At 70.6% G+C, this 17,998-nt stretch carries 17 protein-coding genes; 6 read left to right on the plus strand and 11 right to left on the minus strand.

Annotated elements, in window-relative coordinates; translation table 11 throughout:
* Nucleotides 1-71: 71 nt before the first annotated feature.
* Together OHO27_RS03515 and OHO27_RS03520 are read left to right on the plus strand one after the other, a co-directional pair.
* Nucleotides 72-1,085, plus strand: a complete 1,014-nt coding sequence (locus tag OHO27_RS03515) for a glutathione S-transferase family protein (protein WP_328420167.1) — start codon at nucleotides 72-74, stop codon at nucleotides 1,083-1,085.
* Between the two features lie 24 nt (nucleotides 1,086-1,109).
* On the plus strand, nucleotides 1,110-1,421 hold the full coding sequence (locus OHO27_RS03520; protein WP_328420169.1) for a DUF4235 domain-containing protein: 312 nt from the start codon (nucleotides 1,110-1,112) through the stop codon (nucleotides 1,419-1,421).
* Between the two features lie 69 nt (nucleotides 1,422-1,490).
* Here the strand turns inward: OHO27_RS03520 and OHO27_RS03525 are convergent, their stop codons facing one another.
* From OHO27_RS03525 to OHO27_RS03535, 3 genes are all read right to left on the minus strand, one after another.
* A complete protein-coding gene (locus OHO27_RS03525; protein WP_328420172.1) occupies nucleotides 1,491-1,883 on the minus strand; it encodes a VOC family protein in 393 nt (130 codons plus the stop codon).
* Between the two features lie 79 nt (nucleotides 1,884-1,962).
* Nucleotides 1,963-2,427 (minus strand): pyridoxamine 5'-phosphate oxidase family protein, encoded by a 465-nt coding sequence (locus tag OHO27_RS03530; protein WP_328420174.1) that lies wholly within the window; start codon nucleotides 2,425-2,427, stop codon nucleotides 1,963-1,965.
* Nucleotides 2,424-3,206, minus strand: coding sequence for a TetR/AcrR family transcriptional regulator (locus tag OHO27_RS03535; protein ID WP_328420176.1), 783 nt, complete (start codon nucleotides 3,204-3,206; stop codon nucleotides 2,424-2,426). Before OHO27_RS03535 ends, OHO27_RS03530 begins: the two co-directional genes overlap by 4 nt.
* A 140-nt stretch (nucleotides 3,207-3,346) precedes the next feature.
* On the opposite strand from OHO27_RS03535, the gene OHO27_RS03540 reads away from it, so the two are divergent.
* The 3 genes from OHO27_RS03540 to OHO27_RS03550 all read left to right on the plus strand — a co-directional run bounded on the left by OHO27_RS03540 (nucleotide 3,347) and on the right by OHO27_RS03550 (nucleotide 8,538).
* Nucleotides 3,347-4,852 (plus strand): APC family permease, encoded by a 1,506-nt coding sequence (locus OHO27_RS03540; RefSeq protein WP_328420178.1) that lies wholly within the window; start codon nucleotides 3,347-3,349, stop codon nucleotides 4,850-4,852.
* Nucleotides 4,853-4,873: 21 nt separating this feature from the next.
* Nucleotides 4,874-6,520 carry an amidohydrolase gene (locus OHO27_RS03545; RefSeq protein ID WP_328420180.1) on the plus strand — a complete coding sequence of 549 codons (1,647 nt, stop codon included), beginning with the start codon at nucleotides 4,874-4,876 and terminating at the stop codon, nucleotides 6,518-6,520.
* A 287-nt stretch (nucleotides 6,521-6,807) separates the two neighbouring features.
* Nucleotides 6,808-8,538, plus strand: a complete 1,731-nt coding sequence (locus OHO27_RS03550) for a hypothetical protein (protein WP_328420182.1) — start codon at nucleotides 6,808-6,810, stop codon at nucleotides 8,536-8,538.
* Nucleotides 8,539-8,604: 66 nt separating this feature from the next.
* Here the strand turns inward: OHO27_RS03550 and OHO27_RS03555 are convergent, their stop codons facing one another.
* The 6 genes from OHO27_RS03555 to OHO27_RS03580 form a co-directional block, all read right to left on the minus strand.
* The gene (locus OHO27_RS03555; protein ID WP_328420184.1) at nucleotides 8,605-9,849 is read right to left on the minus strand and encodes a cytochrome P450; all 1,245 of its coding nucleotides are present in this window, start codon (nucleotides 9,847-9,849) and stop codon (nucleotides 8,605-8,607) included.
* Entirely contained in the window at nucleotides 9,846-10,451 is a 606-nt protein-coding gene (locus tag OHO27_RS03560; protein WP_328420186.1) for a GTP-binding protein, read from the minus strand. Before OHO27_RS03560 ends, OHO27_RS03555 begins: the two co-directional genes overlap by 4 nt.
* Nucleotides 10,432-10,803 (minus strand): DUF742 domain-containing protein, encoded by a 372-nt coding sequence (locus tag OHO27_RS03565; protein ID WP_328420188.1) that lies wholly within the window; start codon nucleotides 10,801-10,803, stop codon nucleotides 10,432-10,434. Before OHO27_RS03565 ends, OHO27_RS03560 begins: the two co-directional genes overlap by 20 nt.
* Nucleotides 10,800-11,210, minus strand: a complete 411-nt coding sequence (locus OHO27_RS03570; protein ID WP_328420191.1) for a roadblock/LC7 domain-containing protein — start codon at nucleotides 11,208-11,210, stop codon at nucleotides 10,800-10,802. The genes OHO27_RS03565 and OHO27_RS03570 overlap by 4 nt, the downstream gene beginning before the upstream one ends.
* Before the next feature lie 5 nt (nucleotides 11,211-11,215).
* Complete coding sequence (locus OHO27_RS03575; RefSeq protein WP_328420193.1) at nucleotides 11,216-12,943, minus strand: ATP-binding protein; 1,728 nt, start codon at nucleotides 12,941-12,943, stop codon at nucleotides 11,216-11,218.
* Between the two features lie 276 nt (nucleotides 12,944-13,219).
* Nucleotides 13,220-14,221, minus strand: coding sequence for a GlxA family transcriptional regulator (locus OHO27_RS03580; protein WP_328420195.1), 1,002 nt, complete (start codon nucleotides 14,219-14,221; stop codon nucleotides 13,220-13,222).
* A 71-nt stretch (nucleotides 14,222-14,292) separates the two neighbouring features.
* Between OHO27_RS03580 and OHO27_RS03585 the strand changes: the two genes are divergently transcribed.
* Nucleotides 14,293-15,243, plus strand: coding sequence for an NADP-dependent oxidoreductase (locus OHO27_RS03585; protein WP_328420197.1), 951 nt, complete (start codon nucleotides 14,293-14,295; stop codon nucleotides 15,241-15,243).
* A gap of 96 nt (nucleotides 15,244-15,339) precedes the next feature.
* Here OHO27_RS03585 and OHO27_RS03590 read toward each other — a convergent pair whose 3' ends face one another.
* Together OHO27_RS03590 and OHO27_RS03595 are read right to left on the minus strand one after the other, a co-directional pair.
* Nucleotides 15,340-16,446, minus strand: a complete 1,107-nt coding sequence (locus tag OHO27_RS03590; RefSeq protein ID WP_328420199.1) for an NAD(P)-dependent alcohol dehydrogenase — start codon at nucleotides 16,444-16,446, stop codon at nucleotides 15,340-15,342.
* 25 nt (nucleotides 16,447-16,471) lie between these two features.
* Entirely contained in the window at nucleotides 16,472-17,923 is a 1,452-nt protein-coding gene (locus tag OHO27_RS03595; protein ID WP_328420202.1) for an aldehyde dehydrogenase family protein, read from the minus strand.
* Nucleotides 17,924-17,998: the final 75 nt, after the last annotated feature.

Raw genomic sequence — 17,998 nt, forward strand, 5'->3', positions numbered from 1 at the left:
ATTTCGGGGGACTCGGTGAGATCGGGGAACCCGGCATGCGGCGGACACGTACGGCAGAGAGGAGCCAGGTCATGAGCGGCGGGGGCAACACCGCCTACGGGAGGAAGAGGTTCCAGCGGTCGAGGGCCCACTTCACGGACCGGATCACCGCGGACGGGCGGGACGGCTGGCCGGTGGAGGCGGGGCGCTACCGTCTGGTGGTCAGCCGTGCCTGTCCGTGGGCGAGCCGGTCACTGGTGTCCCGGCGGCTGCTCGGCCTGGAGGACGCCCTGTCCCTCGCGGTCGCCGACCCGATCCAGGACGACCGCAGCTGGCGCTTCACGCTGGACCCCGACGACCGCGACCCGGTGCTCGGCATCCGCTACCTCAGCGAGGCCTACGACAAGCGGGAGACCGGCTACCCGGGCGGCGTCAGCGTCCCCGCGATCGTGGACGTGCCCAGCGGCCGGCTCGTCACCAACGACTACCAGCGGATCACCGTCGACTTCGCCACCGAGTGGACGGCCCTGCACCGCGAGGGGGCACCCGATCTCTATCCGCAGGGGCTGCGGGACGAGATCGACGCCGTGATGGCGGACGTGTACGACGACGTCAACAACGGGGTGTACCGGGCGGGCTTCGCCACCGGGCAGCAGGAGTACGAGCACGCGTACGCGCGTCTGTTCCGGCGGCTGGAACTGCTGGCCGGGCGACTGGAAGGGCAGCGCTATCTGGTCGGCGACACGATCACCGAGGCGGACATCCGGCTGTTCACGACACTGGTCCGTTTCGACGCCGTCTATCACGGTCACTTCAAGTGCAACCGCTGGAAGTTGACGGAGAACCAGGTGCTGTGGGCGTACGTCCGCGACCTCTACCAGACGCCGGGGTTCGGTGACACCGTCGACTTCGACCACATCAAACGGCACTACTACGGAGTCCACGGCGGCATCAATCCGACCGGAATCGTGCCCCTGGGGCCGGACCTGTCCGGCTGGCTGACGCCGCATCACCGTCAGGAGCTGGGCGGCAGGCCGTTCGGCGACGGGACACCGCCCGGGCCGGTCCCGGAGGCCGAGCGGGTACCGGCGCACGGGCGACCCTGACCGAAGAAGGAGGCGCAGACGCACATGGCCAAGAAGAACAAGCAGAAGAAGATGAAGCTCCCCCTCGCCTACAAGCCCCTCGGATTCGCCCTCGGCTGGGCGAGCGGGGCGCTGGCCGGGCTCGCCTTCCGCAAGACGTGGATGGCGATTCGCCATGAAGAGGACGCGCCCGACGCTCTGGACCGGGACCGCGGCTGGGGAGAGATCCTGCTCGCGGCAGCGGTCCAGGGCGCCCTGTTCGCGGCGGCCCGCAGCCTGGCGGACCGCACGGGCGCGAAGGCGATCGAGCGTTCGACGGGCGTGTGGCCGGTAAGCGAAAAGGGCGGCCGGGACTGACGGCCGGCCCCGGCGATCCCGCCGGCACCGAGGCAGGAGTGGGCCCCGCCTCGGTGCCGGCGGAGGGACTCAGCCCTGCTTCGGTGCCGTCGGGGCCACCATGTGCAGCGTGAACGAGTGGCCGGCCGGGTCGGCGTAGCCGCGTTCCTCGTAGGGGCCTGCCGCGTCCTTCGTCTCCACCGGGCGGCCGCCGAGCCCGACGATTTTGCGCTCCGCCTCGTCCAGGTCCTCCACCACGAAGTCCAGGTGGGCCTGGAGGGAGTTCTCCGGGCGCGGCCAGCTCGGCGGGGTGGCGTTCATGTCGCGCCGGAACGCCAGCCGGGTCCCGTCGGCGCCCCTGATCTCGACGCGGTTGGCGGTCGCGTCCGTCATCTCGCCTTCCAGCAGATCCCGGTAGAACTCGGCGAGCTTCTCGGGCTCGGCACAGTCGAGCACCACGAAACCCGCTTTCACCAGTGGCATGACTCCTCCGAAGGGTCCGGGGCACGGGACGGTCCTGCCCCGTCGCCTGCACCCCAACGGGTGTCCCAGCCAGGCGGTTTCAGTCCGCCACCAGCCACTCGCCGTCCCGCATCAGTTCCCGCCCGTCCAGTTCGTCGGCCTCACGCCAGGCCTGCACCCGGGTCGGCCGGACGCGGAAGTACAGGTAGGGCGTGCTGAGTCGACGCGGGTCGAAGCCGGTCCTGGCCGCGAAGAGGTCCCCCTCCTCCTCGGACAGTTCGGCCGGGGCCATCGTCTCGACCGTCCCCTCGACCATGACGACATCGCGGGTCGGCCCGATGCCGAGGCGGGTCCTGCCGGTCGCCCTCAGGTTCCGACCGGTCGGGCTCGTGGCCGGAGTGGCGAGCAGCAGGGTGGAGCCGTCCCAGCGGAAGGACAGGGGGACGAGGTACGGCACTCCCCCGGCGGCGTCGGCGGTGGCGACCCACACGTCCTCGTCGTGTTCCAGTCGGTGCAGTGTGTCCTGCTTGCGTTGCTTGGCGGGGCGGGCGGGTGGCCGGGTCATCGGCGAAGGCTCTCCTCACGGAACGGAACGGCGTTGACGGGCGGATCCAGTGTGACCGTCCGACGTCCCGCCCGGGCGTGGATTTCCGTCAGTCCGGCCGCTGCGGCGGTGAGCAGCAGGTCCAGGGCCGCCGGATAGGAGCTGTTCGGCATGTCGGCCACGAGATGGCGGGCGGTGGCGGCGATGTGCGGGTGGGAGTCGGCCGGGAGCCGCGCGTACGTCGCCCGCCAGACGGCCGCCTCCGCCTCGCGTGCGGCCTTCGGCATCGCCACGCTCGCCGAGTCGAGGGCGCCGTACGCGAGGGCCTGGTCGACGAAGGCGTGGTAGATCCGCACCGCCTCCGCGTCGGGGAAGCCCGCGTCGCGCAGCACGCCGAGGATGGTCTCGACAGCCTGGATCTCGTACGCCCGCCCGGTCACCCGGTACGAGCTGAGCACCGCCGCCCGGGGATGGGCGAGGGCACCGGCGTGCATGCGCAGGCCGAGATCCCGCAGGTCGGCGCGCCAGTCGCCGGTCGGGCGCCAGGTGCGCAGGGTACGGCCGATGAGTTCGTCGGCGATGGCGAGCATCAGGTCGTCGGTGTGCCGGAAGTACCGGTACAGCGAGCTGGGGTCGGCGCCGAGCGCACGGCCGAGGCGGCGTACCGAGAGGGCTTCGGTGCCGTGCTCCTCGATCAGCCTGAGGGCCGTCTCCACGATCAGCTCCTCGGACAGGACGACACCCTGCTTGGTGGGGCGCCTGCGCTGCCGGGCGGTCGGCGGGACGACGCGGTCGGTCATGGGTCGCCTCCGTGGGCCGGTGGAACCGGGGTCGATGGGCGAGACCCTACGACAACACCGTTGACGTGTTAACCCCCCGGACAGTTTCATGTCCGCTCATCGGGGCCGATCAGGCCCCCCGGTGCGAGCGGAGACCGGCCATGTCCGACAACCCCTACAGCGTCGACCCTCCCGCGCGGCCCCAGCTGCGCAAGTCCCTCGGCGTCCTGGACGGCGTCGCCATCGCCGCGTCCAGCACGGCCGCGACCACCAGCATCGGCATCGGCCTCGGCGTCACGGCCGGAGTCGTGGGGCTGCATCTGCCGGCGATCATGCTACTGGCGTTCCTGCCGGTTCTGGGCATCGCGGGCGCCTTCTCCCGGCTGAACAAGGTCGAGCCGAACGCGGGCAACGGCTATGTGTGGGTGGGCCGTTCGCTCACGCCCTGGCTGGGCTTCATGGTCGGCTGGGTGAACCTCGTGGCCGTGCTCGCGTTCCTCGCGTACACCACGGCGGTCACCGGTTCGGCCCTGATCCAGCTGGCCGGGGACGCCGGGCTGCACCGGGTGGGCGGCCTCGCGCTGGACCCGGGTTCGACCGCGCAGACGACTGCGGTCGGCATCCTGGTCCTGGTGGCGGTCACGCTGACCGCCGTGACCGGCGTCCGCACCGCCGCACGCTTCCAGGCCGGGCTGCTGGTCTTCGAGTACGTCGTGCTGCTGGGCTTTTGCGGATACGGCATCGTCACCGGCCCGCACGACTTCAGCCTGAGCTGGTTCGACCCGTTCGCGATCCCCTCGGCGACGGCGCTCGCGCAGGGGCTGCTGCTGTCGGTGTTCTGCTACTGGGGCTTCGAGTCGGCGTTCAGCGTCAACGAGGAGGTCCGCGATCCCCGCGACGCGTCCCGGGCCGGGATCACCACCCTGTTCACCATGCTGGGCCTGTTCCTGCTCGGCTCGATCGCCTTCCAACGCGTCCTGTCCGAGGAGGAGTTGGTCGGCCACGGGGCGGAGGGCCTGGCCTTCTTCGGCGACCGGCTGGCGTCCCAGCCCTGGGCGGCGCTCCCTCTGATCGCTCTGATGTTCTCGGCGGTCGCCTCCCTGCAGGCCGGGGTGATTCCCACGGCCCGGGCGATGTTCGCGATGAGCCGGGACCGTACGCTCGGGCCGGTGTGGTCCAAGGTCAGCCCCCGGTACGGCACTCCGGCCGCCGGGACGGTGCTCATCGGCGCGCTCGCGGCGGTGGTCGCGGGTCTGGCGCTGGTCATCCCCCGGCTCGCCGACATGATCATGGCGACGGTGAGCGCCGTGGGCATCGTGGTCGCCCTGTCGTACGCCCTCACGGCCATCGCGGCCGCCGTGCGCTTCCGCTCCCTGCTGCACGAGGACTGGCGCGAGGGCATACGTGCGGTCGTGCTCCCCGCGCTGAGCGCGGCCGCCCTGCTCGGCCTCGGCGGCTACCTCGGCTGGTCGTTCTACACCTCCGCCGACCACTTCGAAGTCAGCGCGGACAACGGCTGGTTCCTGCTTGCCACTCCCCTGGCGATGATCGCGTCCGGCTTCGTGGCCGCCGCCTGGGCTAAGTGGGTGCGCAAGTCGCCGTACTTCCGCACCGGCAAGGGCACCGACGCCGACGCTCCCCAGCTCATCGCCACCTCCTCCCGTTAACCCCCAACCAGGAAGCGGACCATGCACGCAGATCTCCTTTTCACCGGCGGCCCCGTCCTCACTCCCGAGGGCCGCACCGCGACCGCCGTGGCCGTCACCGGTGACCGCATCACTGCCGTAGGGCGGGAGGAGGTGCACGATCTCGCCGGACCGCGGACAGAGGTGGTGGACCTCGCCGGGCGGCTGCTGCTGCCCGGATTCCAGGACGCGCACGTGCATCCGGTGCCTGCCGGGCTGGAGCTCGCCCAGTGCGACCTGACCGGGGCGAGGACGGCGGACGAGACCCTCGCCGCGGTGCGCGCGTATGCCGACGCGCATCCCGAGCGGGAGTGGATCACTGGCGGCGGCTGGTCGATGGAGGCATTCGAGGGCGGTACGCCGACGAAGGAGCTGCTGGACGCGGTGGCGCCCGGCCGGCCGGTCTATCTGCCCAACCGCGACCATCACGGCGCCTGGGTCAACAGCCGTGCCCTCGCGCTCGCGGGCATCACACGCGACACGCCCGACCCTGCCGACGGGCGGATCGACCGGGACGCGTCCGGCGAGCCGAGCGGCACGCTCCAGGAGGGGGCGATGCAGCTGGTGGGGCGGCTCACCCCGTCCGCCACCGCGGCCGACCGGGTGGCGGCTCTGCTGCACGCCCAGCGGCACCTGCACGCGCTCGGCATCACGGCCTGGCAGGACGCGCTGGTCGGTGAATTCCTCGGCATGGACGACCCGTCACAGGCGTATCTGACGGCCGCGCGGGACGGCTCGCTCACCGCCCGTGTCGTCGGGGCACTGTGGTGGGACCGCGAGCGCGGCGCCGAGCAGATTCCCGAACTGGTCGAGAGGCGGGCTGCGTTGAGCCATGGCCGCTTCCGCGCCGGGTCCGTCAAGCTGATGCTGGACGGTGTCGCCGAGACCGGGACGGCGGCACTCCTTGAGCCCTACCTCGACAAGTGCGGCTGTGCGACCGCCAACCGGGGCACCAGCTTCATCGACGCGGGGCAGCTGCCCAAGTACGTCACCGAATTGGACGCTTTGGGCTTCCAGTGCCACTTCCACGCCCTGGGCGACCGGGCCGTACGCGACGCGCTGGACGCGATCGAGACGGCGCGGGGTGCGAACGGGCCGAGCGACACGCGGCCCCACCTGGCCCATCTCCAGGTCGTCCAGCCGACGGACGTGCCGCGCTTCGCCCGGCTCGGGGCCACGGCGAACATCCAGCCGCTGTGGGCCGCGCACGAACCGCAGATGGACGAGCTGACGATTCCGTTCCTGGGGCCCGAACGCGCAGCGTGGCAGTACCCGTTCGGCGCGCTGCTGCGCTCCGGAGCCCGGCTCGCGGCAGGCAGCGACTGGCCTGTGAGCAGCCCCGATCCGCTCCAGGGGATCCATGTCGCCGTCAACCGCATCACACCGGAAGTGACACCGGGCAGCGGCGACACGCCGGTGTTCCTGCCCGGCGAACGCATAGGACTCGCCGAGGCGTTGAGCGCGTACACGGCGGGCTCGGCGTATGTGAACCACCTCGACGACACGGGCGAGGTGCGTGCCGGAGCGCTCGCGGATCTCGTGGTCCTGGACCGCGATCCGTTCGACGGGGCGGCCGGGGAGATCGCGGAGACGCGTGTAGCTGTCACTTACGTCGGGGGCGCGCGAGTATACGCAGCTCAGGAGGCCTGAGCAGTAACGGAGATCACGGTCCGGTTACGCGTAGATCATTTTGGCCCTGGGCAGTCTCGTACCGCTTTTCGTTTCAACTTGCGCATCGGGAAGGTGAGTTCGAATGAGGGGGCGGTCGTGCGACCGCTCGCCCGCAGGCAGGGAGACCTCGCGCCACGACCCCGAAACGTGAGTCCGGCTGTTCGGTGAGGCCGTCGGGAATGTACGGAAGCTTCTCGGACACGACCGGCTGACAACCACGGCCGATCGATTGCGTTGCCAGGACCACAGCTTGAAGGGAGACCGGTGTGAAATCTCGAGTCGTAGGCGGTGGCCCGGAGACATCCACCGGCAGCTTGCTCCCGGCGCAGCCGAGCGCCCAGCTCCAGCCGGCGGAGGCGGGGAACGCCCTGGCCCACCTCTTCGCGCAACACATCAATGGGTGCACGGATGAGTACCGAGATTGCCAGAACACCGCTCAGCAGCGGCTGGACGCATTCGGATCCCCCAGCTCCAGCACCACGCTGCATGTAAAGGGAGCCCTCAATCTGGCGCCGCGCGGGTTCCTTCCGCCCGACGAGGAGGGCTACACCAGGTTGAGGCGACTCGACGACAGCCTGCGCGTGATCGAAGCAGCCTTCCCCCAAGTCAGCACTGATATCGAGGTCTGCCGACTGACTTGCACGATGCTGGAAGGAGCCTGGAGGAACCGGGCACTCACCCCGGCGCGCCAAGAGGAACAGGAAACCGTCTGCGCCTGCGCTCTGTGCCGTCGGCTGCCCGCGCCCCCCGCCCGCACGCTGGCGGACTACGCTTGGCGGCAGAGTGCCGGTCGTCCCCTCACCGTCAAGACCTGGCCTTACCACCGGGAACTCGACAGCGTCCTGACCGGTGGATGGGTCCTGGCCCGGCAGATGAACGACCTTGAGCGAGACCTTGGCTACCGCCACCGCTTCGAGGACGACATCCTGCTCTTCCATGAATACAAACGCGTGATCGACACGATAGACACCACGCACCTCACCCAACTCATCGAAGGCCGCCTGGCCGAGAGTTTCAGCACCAACACCGCGCGGGCCCTGGTCTGCGGACTCTACGCAGCCCATAAGAGATCCGTGGACGAGTCCTGGCTCCAACAGCACCACGCGGGCAGCGTCGTACTCCCCCAGACCAACCCGCTCAGCCAGAGCACCTACTCACTCCTGCAGATGATGGACTGCCTGTTCTGGCACGTCTCACCCGACACCGAACTCTGGCAGGAAGAACACCTCGCCTCCCTGCTGCTGTGCCGCGTCATCGACGACATGGTCGACGTACGAGCCGACGCCCTCACCGGCGAGATCAGCAACTTCTGGCTCGCCGACATGCCCACCCACACCAAGGCCCTCTACGCTGCCTGCGCCATCGCCAGCGTCAAGTACGGCTGCATGCCCGAAGCGCATCCCCCGATGTGGAACACCTGGCTGATGCCCAGCACCATCGTCTGGTTGGGGCTCACGGGCCGCCACGCCTTGTGGTTCGACGGCATCACCCAGGGCCTCCCCCCGGCCCAGGACTGCCCGCTGTGCGACCTTCAGCCCAACGCATGCACCGGCATCCTCACCCACGGCACCACCCTCACCATCGCACCGCGGCCCACCGCACCGGCTCTGAGCGCCCGGACCGCCGAGCTGTCCGCACGCTGCCGAGCCCAATACCCCGAGACATGGGCCCTCTTCGACGCCGAGCTCCATGCCTTCGAAGCACTGCACGGCCCCTGGCACGGCAACACCGACAGCGCATGGGAGGTCCTGCGCCGCACGTACATCGCCGCCGTGGAGGCATCCAGCGCCGCACCGTCCACGGCCCGCGCTCGTGAGGTCCAACAAGACTCCGGCGCAGTCGGATCGGAGTTCTTCTACACCCTGCAGGACCCTCAGACCGGGAGGGAGGACACCGCACTGCTCGCCTACATGTTCGGCTGCGCCCACCCGCATTTCCTCTGGAACGCCACGGGATACCGTCCCACGGACCTCGCAGGTGACTGGCTCGACGGCTGACGCCTCAATCCTGTTCCAGAAACCCAGATGACGCCGCTGCCCGGCCGGGCAGCGGCGTCCTGTGGCCTATACCTCGAACTCGACCGGCAGGCTGTCCAGCAGGGACATCCAGGTGGACGCGGTCGAGGTGAGCTCCTCCGGCGGCACGGCCAGGCGCAGGCCCGGCAGACGATGCAGAAGGACGTCCACCGCGATCTCGATGATGGACATCCCGATGTTCTGCCCGGGGCACTCGTGCGGGCCCGCGCCGAACGCCAGGTGCGCCTGGTTGCCCTGCACCGAGACAGCGGGGTCGGGCCGGACCTCGGGGTCAAGGTTGCCCGGGGCGAGACCGAGAACGAGCAGATCGCCCTCCTCGATGCGGTGCCCGCCCAGTTCGACATCGCTGGCGGCGAAGCGCCCCGGCAGGACGGCCAGCGGCGGAGAGTTCCACATGGCCTCCTCGACCAGCGCCGAGATGTTCAGCTCACCGCTGACCAGCCCGGCGAGCCGGGAGGCGTCGGTCAGGACCAGCTCCAGCACCCGCGCCAGCAGGTTGGTCGTGACGTGCGCGGCGATCAGCACCGCGCGCAGGTGGGCCACGACCTCGTCATGGTCGAGCGCCGCGTGATGCTCCAGCAGGCCGGTGGCGAGGTCGGAGCCAGGTTCGGACCGCCTGCGCTCGGCGAGTTCACCGAAGATCTCCCTGATCACGCCGTCGTGCGTGACGGCGTCCTCGCCGCCCTTCATCACCTGGGCGCAGGACTCGACCAGGCGACGCCCCTCCGCCTCGGCAAGCCCCAGAATGCGGGCAGTCACGAGCATCGGCAGGTAGTCGGCGTAGTCCGCCACCAGATCGGCGCGGCCGGAGTCCGCGAACGCGTCGATCTGCTTGTTGGCGAAGTACGTGGCGTGGCGCCGGACACCGCGGTCGGCGGCCGACTGCAGCCCGTCGCTGACGGCACCGCGCAGTCGGCGGTGAGCCTCGCCGTCCTGCGACACACAGTCGGGGCGCCAGGCGAGCATCGGAACCAGCGGAGAGTTGTCCGCGACCCGGCCCTCCCGCCAGTCCCGCCAGATCCGCGCGTCCCGGGGGAACTGGAGGGGATTGTCGAGCACTCGCCGGCTGTCCCGGTAGCCCAGCACCAGCCAGGCGGGGATGTCGCCCTCCAGCAGCACCGGCGCGACGGAGCCGTGCTCCTTGCGCAGCCGCTCGTAGATACCGGCCGGGTCGGTCGCCGCCTCCGGGCCGAACAGCCTGGTGAGGTCGGTCCCATGGCCGAAGGGGCAACCGCGGGGCGTATCGGGATCGTTTAAGGGCTGCGCGTTCATCGGGACTCCAGGGCGACGGCGGAGCGTTCCTTCAAGTGACGTATCAGGGCGACGAGGACGTCACGGCTGGAGGCCCGGTCGCGGGCGTCGCAGGCCACCACCGGGGTGTGCGGGGAGATGTCGAGGGCGTCCCTGATCTCCTCGACCGGATAGTCCTTGGAGTCGGGGAAGACGTTCAGCGCGACGACGAACGGCACGTTCTGCCGCTCCATCTCCTCGATCGCCCGGAAGCTGGAGGCGAGCCGGCGCGTGTCGACCAGAACGACCGCGCCGAGCGCGCCCTTGAACAGGCCGTTCCACAGGAACCAGAAGCGCTCCTGGCCGGGCGTGCCGAACAGGTACAGCGTCAGGCTCTCGTTGAGGCCGATCTTGCCGAAGTCCAGGCTGACGGTGGTCTCCGTCTTGTCGGCGACACCGATGAGGTGGTCGACGTCGGCACTTGCCTGGGTGAGCGTCTCCTCGGTGGTGAGCGGCTTGATGTCGCTGACCGACCGGACCATGGTGGTCTTCCCGGTGCCGAAGCCGCCGGCGATCATCACCTTGACCGAGCGGGTGCCCCCGGCACCGGGCCCGCCCGGCTGGTCAAAGCCTTTCAAGTCCACTGAGTACCTCCTCAAGGAGCGCGAGGTCGGGCCCGCGGCCGGCGTGGTGTGCCGATATGGGGTCACGGGCTTCGACGTGGCCTGCCTCCAGCAGATCCGTCAGCAGCACCGCGAGAATGTTGAAGGGCAATCCGAGATGGGCGCCGAGTTCGGCCACCGACAGCGGATCGCGGCAGCGCCGGAGGATCTCCTCGTGCTCGTGCTGCAACCCCGCTGCGGGGGCGGTGCGGGAGACGATGAGGGTCGCTACGTCGAGGCTCGACGCCGAACCGCCCGGTCCGCTACGGCCCCGGGTGAGGACGTAGTAGCGCTCGAGACCGGACGGGTTCGTGGGCCGGCGGGGAGCACTCATCCAGAGTGCTCCTCCTGGCGCGGGGTGGTGCCGAGCAGTTCGCCCATCCTGCGCGCCAGGTCCCTCATCTGATGGCCGAGCAGGCCCTGGTCGAGGCCTTCCCGGGCGAGGACGCCGAGATAGGTCTCCACCCCGGCCCGTACGACGAAGAGGTGGCCGCCGTCGACCTCGATCATCGCCAGCCTGAGCTGCCCCGCGTACTTGGGGAACTGCTCGGCGACCGGCTGGGCCAGTGCCTGCAGCCCGGCCACGACGGCCGCGAAGCGGTCCACGTCGTCGGGGTCCTCGGCGCCGTAGGAGGTGATGGCCTTGCCGTCGCTGGAGGCCACCAGGGCGAAGTTGATCTCCTGGATGCTCTCCACCAGGTCGCGGAGGGCCCAGCTCACGTCGGTTCCCTGTTGCGTCATGGGGACTAGTCGCTTCCTTCAGTGCTGTGCGGCTCGGTGGACTCGCGGCCGTCGGCCGGCCCGCCTTCCTCGCCGGGCTCGCGGCCCGCGGTGGCGAAGGCGGCCAGGCCTGCGAAGGACGCGTCGGGCGGCACGGCGACGACGGAGGTCGTGTCGTCGTCCCGCTCCGGACGTCCGGCCGGCTCGTGGCGGGCCTCCTCGTTCCGCTTGCTGCGTCGGCGGGGCAGACCGCCGGGCGTGGTGTCCACGGCGTCGCCGAAGTCGGCCGGGGCCGTTTCGACGACCGCCGGCTCGCGGGCCGGTGCAAAGGCACCGGCCGGTGCCGTCGGGGCGGCCGCCGCCGGGGGGGCGGAGGCAGCCGCGGGCAGCGGGCTGAAGTACTTGTGCGGGACCACGACCACCACCGAGGTGCCCAGCCACGGCGAGTCCGCGAAGGTGACGCGGATGCCGTACCGGCGGGCGAGGATGCCGACGACGCGCAGACCGATGTTCGCGTCCTCCGAGATGCCGCCGAGGCCCGCGCCCTGCGCGGTGCCCGCGAGAGCGTGCTCGGCCTCGCGCTTCTTCTCCTCGCTCAGCCCCTTTCCGGAGTCCTGGATCTCGATGCCGACGCCGTTCGGGACCTCCTTGCCAGAGACGACGACCGGCTCGGTGGGCGGCGAGTAGCGGGCGGCGTTGTCCAGGAGGTGGGCGAAGATCAGCGTGAGGTGGTCCACCATGCCGCCGTCGACGCCGAGTTCGGGCAGGTGGCGTACGTCGATCCGGTGGAAGTCCTTGATCCGGCCGATGCCGCCGCGGACCACGCTGAGCAGGCGCTGCGGCTCCTGCCACTGCCTGCCGGGCCGGTCGGAGCCGCCGAGGACGGTGACGCTGGCGGCGAGACAGTCGGCGGGGCCGATCGCCTGGTCGAGCTCCATCAGGCCCCGGGCGACGGCGGGCAGCCGGCCGTGCTCGCCCTGGAGGTCGTGCAGACGGCCGCGGAGCTTGCTGGTCAGGACGTGGATGCGGCTGCCGATGCCGACCACGGCGTGCTCGGCGGCGGTCGAGCGGTTGAACTCCTCCTCGACGCCGACCAGCGACGTGCGCAGGACCTTGCGCAGGTTTGTCTGCAGCTCGGCGCTGACCTTCGCGCACTGGTTGACGCTCGGCAGGACGTCGTCAATGGACTCGCCCTCGCGCAGTTGGCGCAGCGCCTCGGGCAGCTGCTCGTCGGCGAGCCGGACGACTGCGGCGAGCTGGTGGGCCAGTTGCTCCTGCCAGACCTCGGCCTGGTCGGTGAGCTGGGCCTCGTAGGACTTGGCCTGGGCGGCGATCCGCTCCTCGTAGGAGGTGCTCTCCTGGGCCAGGCGCTCCTCGTAGGAGCGGGCCTGCTCGGCCAGTTGCGCCTCATAGGCGCCGGACTGCTCGACGAGCCGGTTCTCCAGGGCGCCGCGCTCGGCGCTGTACTTCCGCTCCAGGCCGGCGACGTGCTGCTGCCACTGCTGTGAGTGCTCGGCCTGCGAGGTGCGGAAGTCGCCCTCGGACCGGCGCAGTTGCGACCGGGTGCGGAGCAGGAGTCGTACACACACGGCGCTGGCGGTGGTCGCGGCGACACCGGCGATGCCGGCGGTTATTCGCTCCGAGCTCATGAACGTGGCGGCAACGGTCCCACCTCCTAAAGCCAGTGGCATCAGCCACCAGCTGTACCAGGCGACAGGGGGCCGCGCCGCCGGGGGCGGAGTGGCGAGTTCCATCTGCATCCTTCGAGGCGACGATCAAACAAGGGGGGGTGTGCTGGGCGATCGCACTCATGAGTACGCACCACAAGCTGACCGATCGCGACCGGGTCAACTCGCAGTGCCGAACGGGAGCTTATCGGGTTTGAACACGAAAGGATCAACCACGAAGGTTGGCGGACGTGAGTATTCCGTCACTGTCAGCCAGGCGAACGAACGTCGACAAATGCCTTTACTGATCAGCACAGTTGACCAAACCGGTCACCGCGCCGGGGCGGAGGGGTTGCGGGGAGGCTATCGGGCGGCGGCCGTTTGGAACGTACGGCGATACGCCTGCGGGGACACCCCGATCGCGGCGTGCAGATGCTGACGCAGCGAGGCGCCCGTGGCGAAGCCGACCTGGCCGGCGATCCGGTCCACCGAGAGGTCGCTGGACTCCAGCAGATGCCGGGCGCGGGCGACGCGCTGCTGGATCAGCCAGCGGCCGGGGCTCATGCCGACCTCGTCGCTGAAGCGGCGGGCGAAGGTGCGCAGGCTCATGCGGGCATGGCCGGCGAGGTCGGCCAGGGTGAGGGGTTCGGCGAGGCGCTCCATGGCCCAGGACCGGGTGGCGGCGGTGCTCGCGGCTCCGCTCTCGGGGACGGGCTGCTCGATGTACTGGGCCTGGCCGCCGTCCCGGAAGGGGGGCACGACACAGCGCCGGGCGACCGCGTTGGCCAGGTCGCTGCCATGGTCGGTGCGGACGATGTGCAGGCAGACGTCGACGCCGGAGGCGGCGCCCGCCGAGGTGAGGATCCGGCCGTCGTGGACGAAGAGGACGTCCGGGTCGAGGTCGACGTGCGGGTAGCGGCGCCGGAACGGCTCGGTCACCTGCCAGTGCGTGGTGGCCCTGCGGCCGTCCAGGAGGCCCGCCGCGGCGAGGACGAAGGCGGCGGTGCAGATCGACACGATGCGTGCGTCCGGGCGGATCCGCGCGAGCGCGCCGGCGACCTCGGCGGGCAACTCCCGGGGGATGTACGGGACGGCCACGGAGGCGACCACCACGGTGTCGGCGGTGGCGAGGATCTCCGGGCCGTGCTGCACGCCGATCGTGAAGTCGGCGTTGCTGTGCACCGGTCCGCCGTCGACGCTGCAGGTCAGCACCTCGTACCGGCCGTCTGCTGCGCCGAAGATCCGGCTGGGGATGCCCAGCTCGAAGGGGTAGACGCCGTCCAGGGCCAGCACGACGACGCGCTCCACCCGACCGTCGCCGCGTCGCTCACCCGCACACTGCTCACCAAACTGCTCATCACGCATGGCACGATCCTATCGAAGGTTGGCAATCGTGCCATTTCCCGGGGCGGCGGATCCCGGCAGGCTGGTTCACCATGAGCAATGTGAACACGATGCGAGCCATCAGCCAGGACGTTCTCGGCGGTCCCGAGGTCCTCAAGGAAGTGGAAGTTCAGCGCCCCACCCCGCGCCCCAACGAGGTACTGGTCCGGGTACGCGCGGCCGGCCTCAACCCGACCGACTGGAAGCACCGCGACAACGGCGGGTTCCTGGGCGAGCCGCCCTTCGTCCTGGGCTGGGACGTCTCGGGTGTGGTCGAGGCGGTCGGAATCGGCGTCGTCCGGTTCCGGCCCGGCGACGAGGTCTTCGGCATGCTGTCGTACCCGTTCGGCCATGGCTCGCACGCCGAGTACGTCACCGCGCCGGCGCGCGTCTTCGCGCACAAGCCGACCTCGGTCGACCACATCCAGGCGGGCGCGCTGCCGCTGGTCTCCCTCACCGCCTGGCAGGCCCTGGTCGAGTACGCGGACGTGCAGCCGGGGCAGCGGGTACTGATCCACGCGGCTGCAGGCGGGGTAGGGCACGTGGCCGTGCAGATCGCCAAGGCGCGGGGCGCGCATGTGATCGGCACGGCGAGCGCGGGCAAGCACGAGTTCCTGCTGGGCCTGGGCGCGGACGAGGTGATCGACTACCGGGAGACCGACTTCGCCGAGGCCGTGAAGGACGTGGATGTCGTCCTGGACACCCTGGGCGGTGAGACGTCCGTGCGCTCGCTGGGCGTGCTGCGCCCCGGCGGCGTCGTGGTCTCGATCCTTCCGGTCGGTTCGGACGACTTCTACGAGGAGGCCGAGCGGCTCGGCGTCCGGGCGCTGCGAATGCTCGTGGACTCCGACCGCACCGACCTGCGGGCGATCGCGGACCTGGTCGACAAGGGCCAGTTGCGCGCGGAGATCGCCGGCACGTTCCCGCTGGCCGATGCCGCCGAGGCGCATGCGCTGGGCGACACCGGCCGGACCGCGGGGAAGCTGGTCCTGACGGTCGACTGAGTCGGATCGGCCGCCCTCCCGACTCGGTCGACTCCCGGTCGATTGAGTCGGCTCCCGGTCGATTCGGTCGACTCCCGCTCGACTCGATCGGATAGGTCAGAACGTCAGCACGGGCTTGATCGCCTTGCCCGCGCCCATGTCCCGCACCGCCTGGTCGATGTCCGCGAACGGATAGGTGCTGATGAGGCGGTGCAACGGGAGCCGGCCTTCCTTCACGAGCCGGACCAGGGCGGGGATGAAGGTCTGCGTCTCGGCGTCGCCGAGGGTGAGGCCGACGATCTGCTTGCCGCCGAGCAGTCCGTTGACGTCCAGGGCGACTTCGGTGCCGAAGGGCGGGGCGCCCACGACGACCAGGGTGCCGCGGGCGGCGAGAGCGTCGACGCCCTGGCGCAGGACGCCGACGTTGCCGGTGGTCTCCACGACGCCGTCGGCGCCCTGGCCGCCGGTGATCTCGGCGAGCGCCTCGCCGAGGTCGGCCTCGGCGGCGTTGACGGTGTGGGTGGCGCCCAACTCCTTGGCCAGCGACAGGCGTTCGTCGACCCGGTCGACGGCGACGATGTGGGTGGCGGGGGTCAGGGCAGCGGCCATGACCGCGGAGAGGCCGACGGCTCCCGCGCCGAGGACGACGACCGTGCTCCCGGTGACCGGCTTCAGCACGTTCCAGACGGCACCGACTCCGGTTTGCACCCCGCAGCCGAGCGGGGCGATCGAGGCCAGCGGCACCTCCGGGTCGACCTTCACCAGGCTGCGTTCGTCCACCAACGCCCGCTCGGCGAAGGACGACTGGCCGAAGAAGTGCCCGCCCAGCTCGTCGCCGCCCCGGCTGATCGTGCTGCTGCCGTCGGCCCGTCGGCCGCCGATGAGGTTCAGCGGCAGCCAGGTCGCGCAGTACGCCGGGTGCCCGCCACGGCAGTTGCGGCAGTCACCGCACGAGGAGAAGGACAGCACGACGTGGTCGCCGGGCGCGACACCGGTCACCGCGGGGCCGACGGCCTCGACGACGCCCGCGCCCTCATGTCCGAGGACGCCGGGGAGCGGGAAGGGCAGTCCGCCGCTCGCCACGCCGAGGTCCGTGTGACACAGGCCGGTCGCCACCATGCGGACGACGGCCTCGTGCGGTCCGGGCTCGTCGAGCTCGACGTCGGAGAGGGTGAAGGGTGCTCCGCCGGACTCGACGACGGCGGCACGGGTGGGGATGGACATCGTACGAACTCCTTGACAGGGGCGCTCAGTCGAGCGAGACGACTACGGACTTGGTCGTGGTGTAGGCGTCCAGCGCCTCGGGCCCGTACTCGCGGCCGAATCCGGAGTCCTTGACCCCGCCGAAGGGGACCGCGGGGTCGAGCATCGCCCAGTCGTTGACCCAGACGATGCCGGCCTGGAGCCGGTCGGCGACCCGGTGGGCGCGGGCCAGGTTGCCGGTCTGGACGCCGGAGGCCAGTCCGTACGGCGTGGAGTTGGCCAGCTCGACGGCCTCGTCCTCGGAGTCGAAGGGCTGGACGGTGAGGACCGGGCCGAAGATCTCCTCCTGGATCACGCGGGAGTCGTTCGGCAGGTCGGCGATCACGGTGGGCTTGTAGTAGAAGCCGCCGTCGAGGTCGAGCCGCTCGCCACCGCAGACGATGCGGCCGCCTTCCTTGCGGGCCAGCTCGACGTACTCCTCGACCTTGCGCAGATGCCGCTCGCCGGCCATCGGGCCGATGACGGTCTCGGGCTTGCGGGGATCGCCGAGCGGAACGCCGGGCACGGCGTCGGCGAGGATGCCGAGCAGGGTGCTGTGGACCTGGCGGGCCACCAGCAGCCGAGGTCCGCCCATACAGAACTGCCCGGTGTTGAAGACGAACCCCTTGATGACCGCCCCGACGGCCTTCTCCAGGTCGGCGTCCTCGAACACGAGGTGGGCCGCGTTGCCGCCGAGTTCCATGGTCACGGGCTTGAGGGACTCGCCGGCGATCGCGGCGACCTTGCGGCCGACCGCGGTCGAGCCGGTGAAGGCGACCTTGTCCACTCCCGGGTGCCGCAGCAGCGCCTCGCCGGCCGCGGGGCCGCCGGTGACGACGTTGACGACGCCGTCGGGGACACCGGCACGCTTGAAGAGTTCTGCCATGTACAGGGCGCTCAGCGGGGTCTCCTCGGCAGGCTTGTGCACCACCGTGTTTCCGGCCGCGAGCGCCGGGGCCATCTTCGAACCGGCCAGGATCAGGGGGAAGTTGTACGGCGTGATCGCCGCGACCACCCCGATCGGCCGGCGCCTGACATAGGCGAGGGCGTTCATGGGCGTGTCCCGGACGGAGCCGTCCAGGGTGTGCGCGAGGGCAGCGAAGTACTCGTAGTCGTTGGCCGCATTGGTGACGTCGACGGCATGGGCGAGCGTGATCGGCTTGCCGACGTCACGGCTCTCCAGCTCGGCGATGGTGTCGGCGTTCTCCCGGATCAGCTCGGCGACCCGGTGCAGCACCCGGCCCCGCTCCCGGCCGCTCAGCCCGGACCAGGCACCGTCGTCGACGGCCTCCCGCGCGGCGCGCACGGCCGCGTCGACGTCGACGGCACCGGCGTCCGCGACGGTGGTGACGACGGCGCCGCGGGACGGGTCGAACACGTCGGCGCGTGCTCCGTCGGCGGCCTCGCGCCACTGGCCCCCGATGAACAACCGACCGGGTTCGATCTCGAAGGTGGTCATCGCCACTCCTCAGCCTCTTCGCCAAGATTTCAACCAACAGGATTCCTGTTTGTCCGCAGTCTCATTACAGACAGG

It is taken from the genome of Streptomyces sp. NBC_00443, assembly GCF_036014175.1.
Classification (GTDB): domain Bacteria; phylum Actinomycetota; class Actinomycetes; order Streptomycetales; family Streptomycetaceae; genus Streptomyces.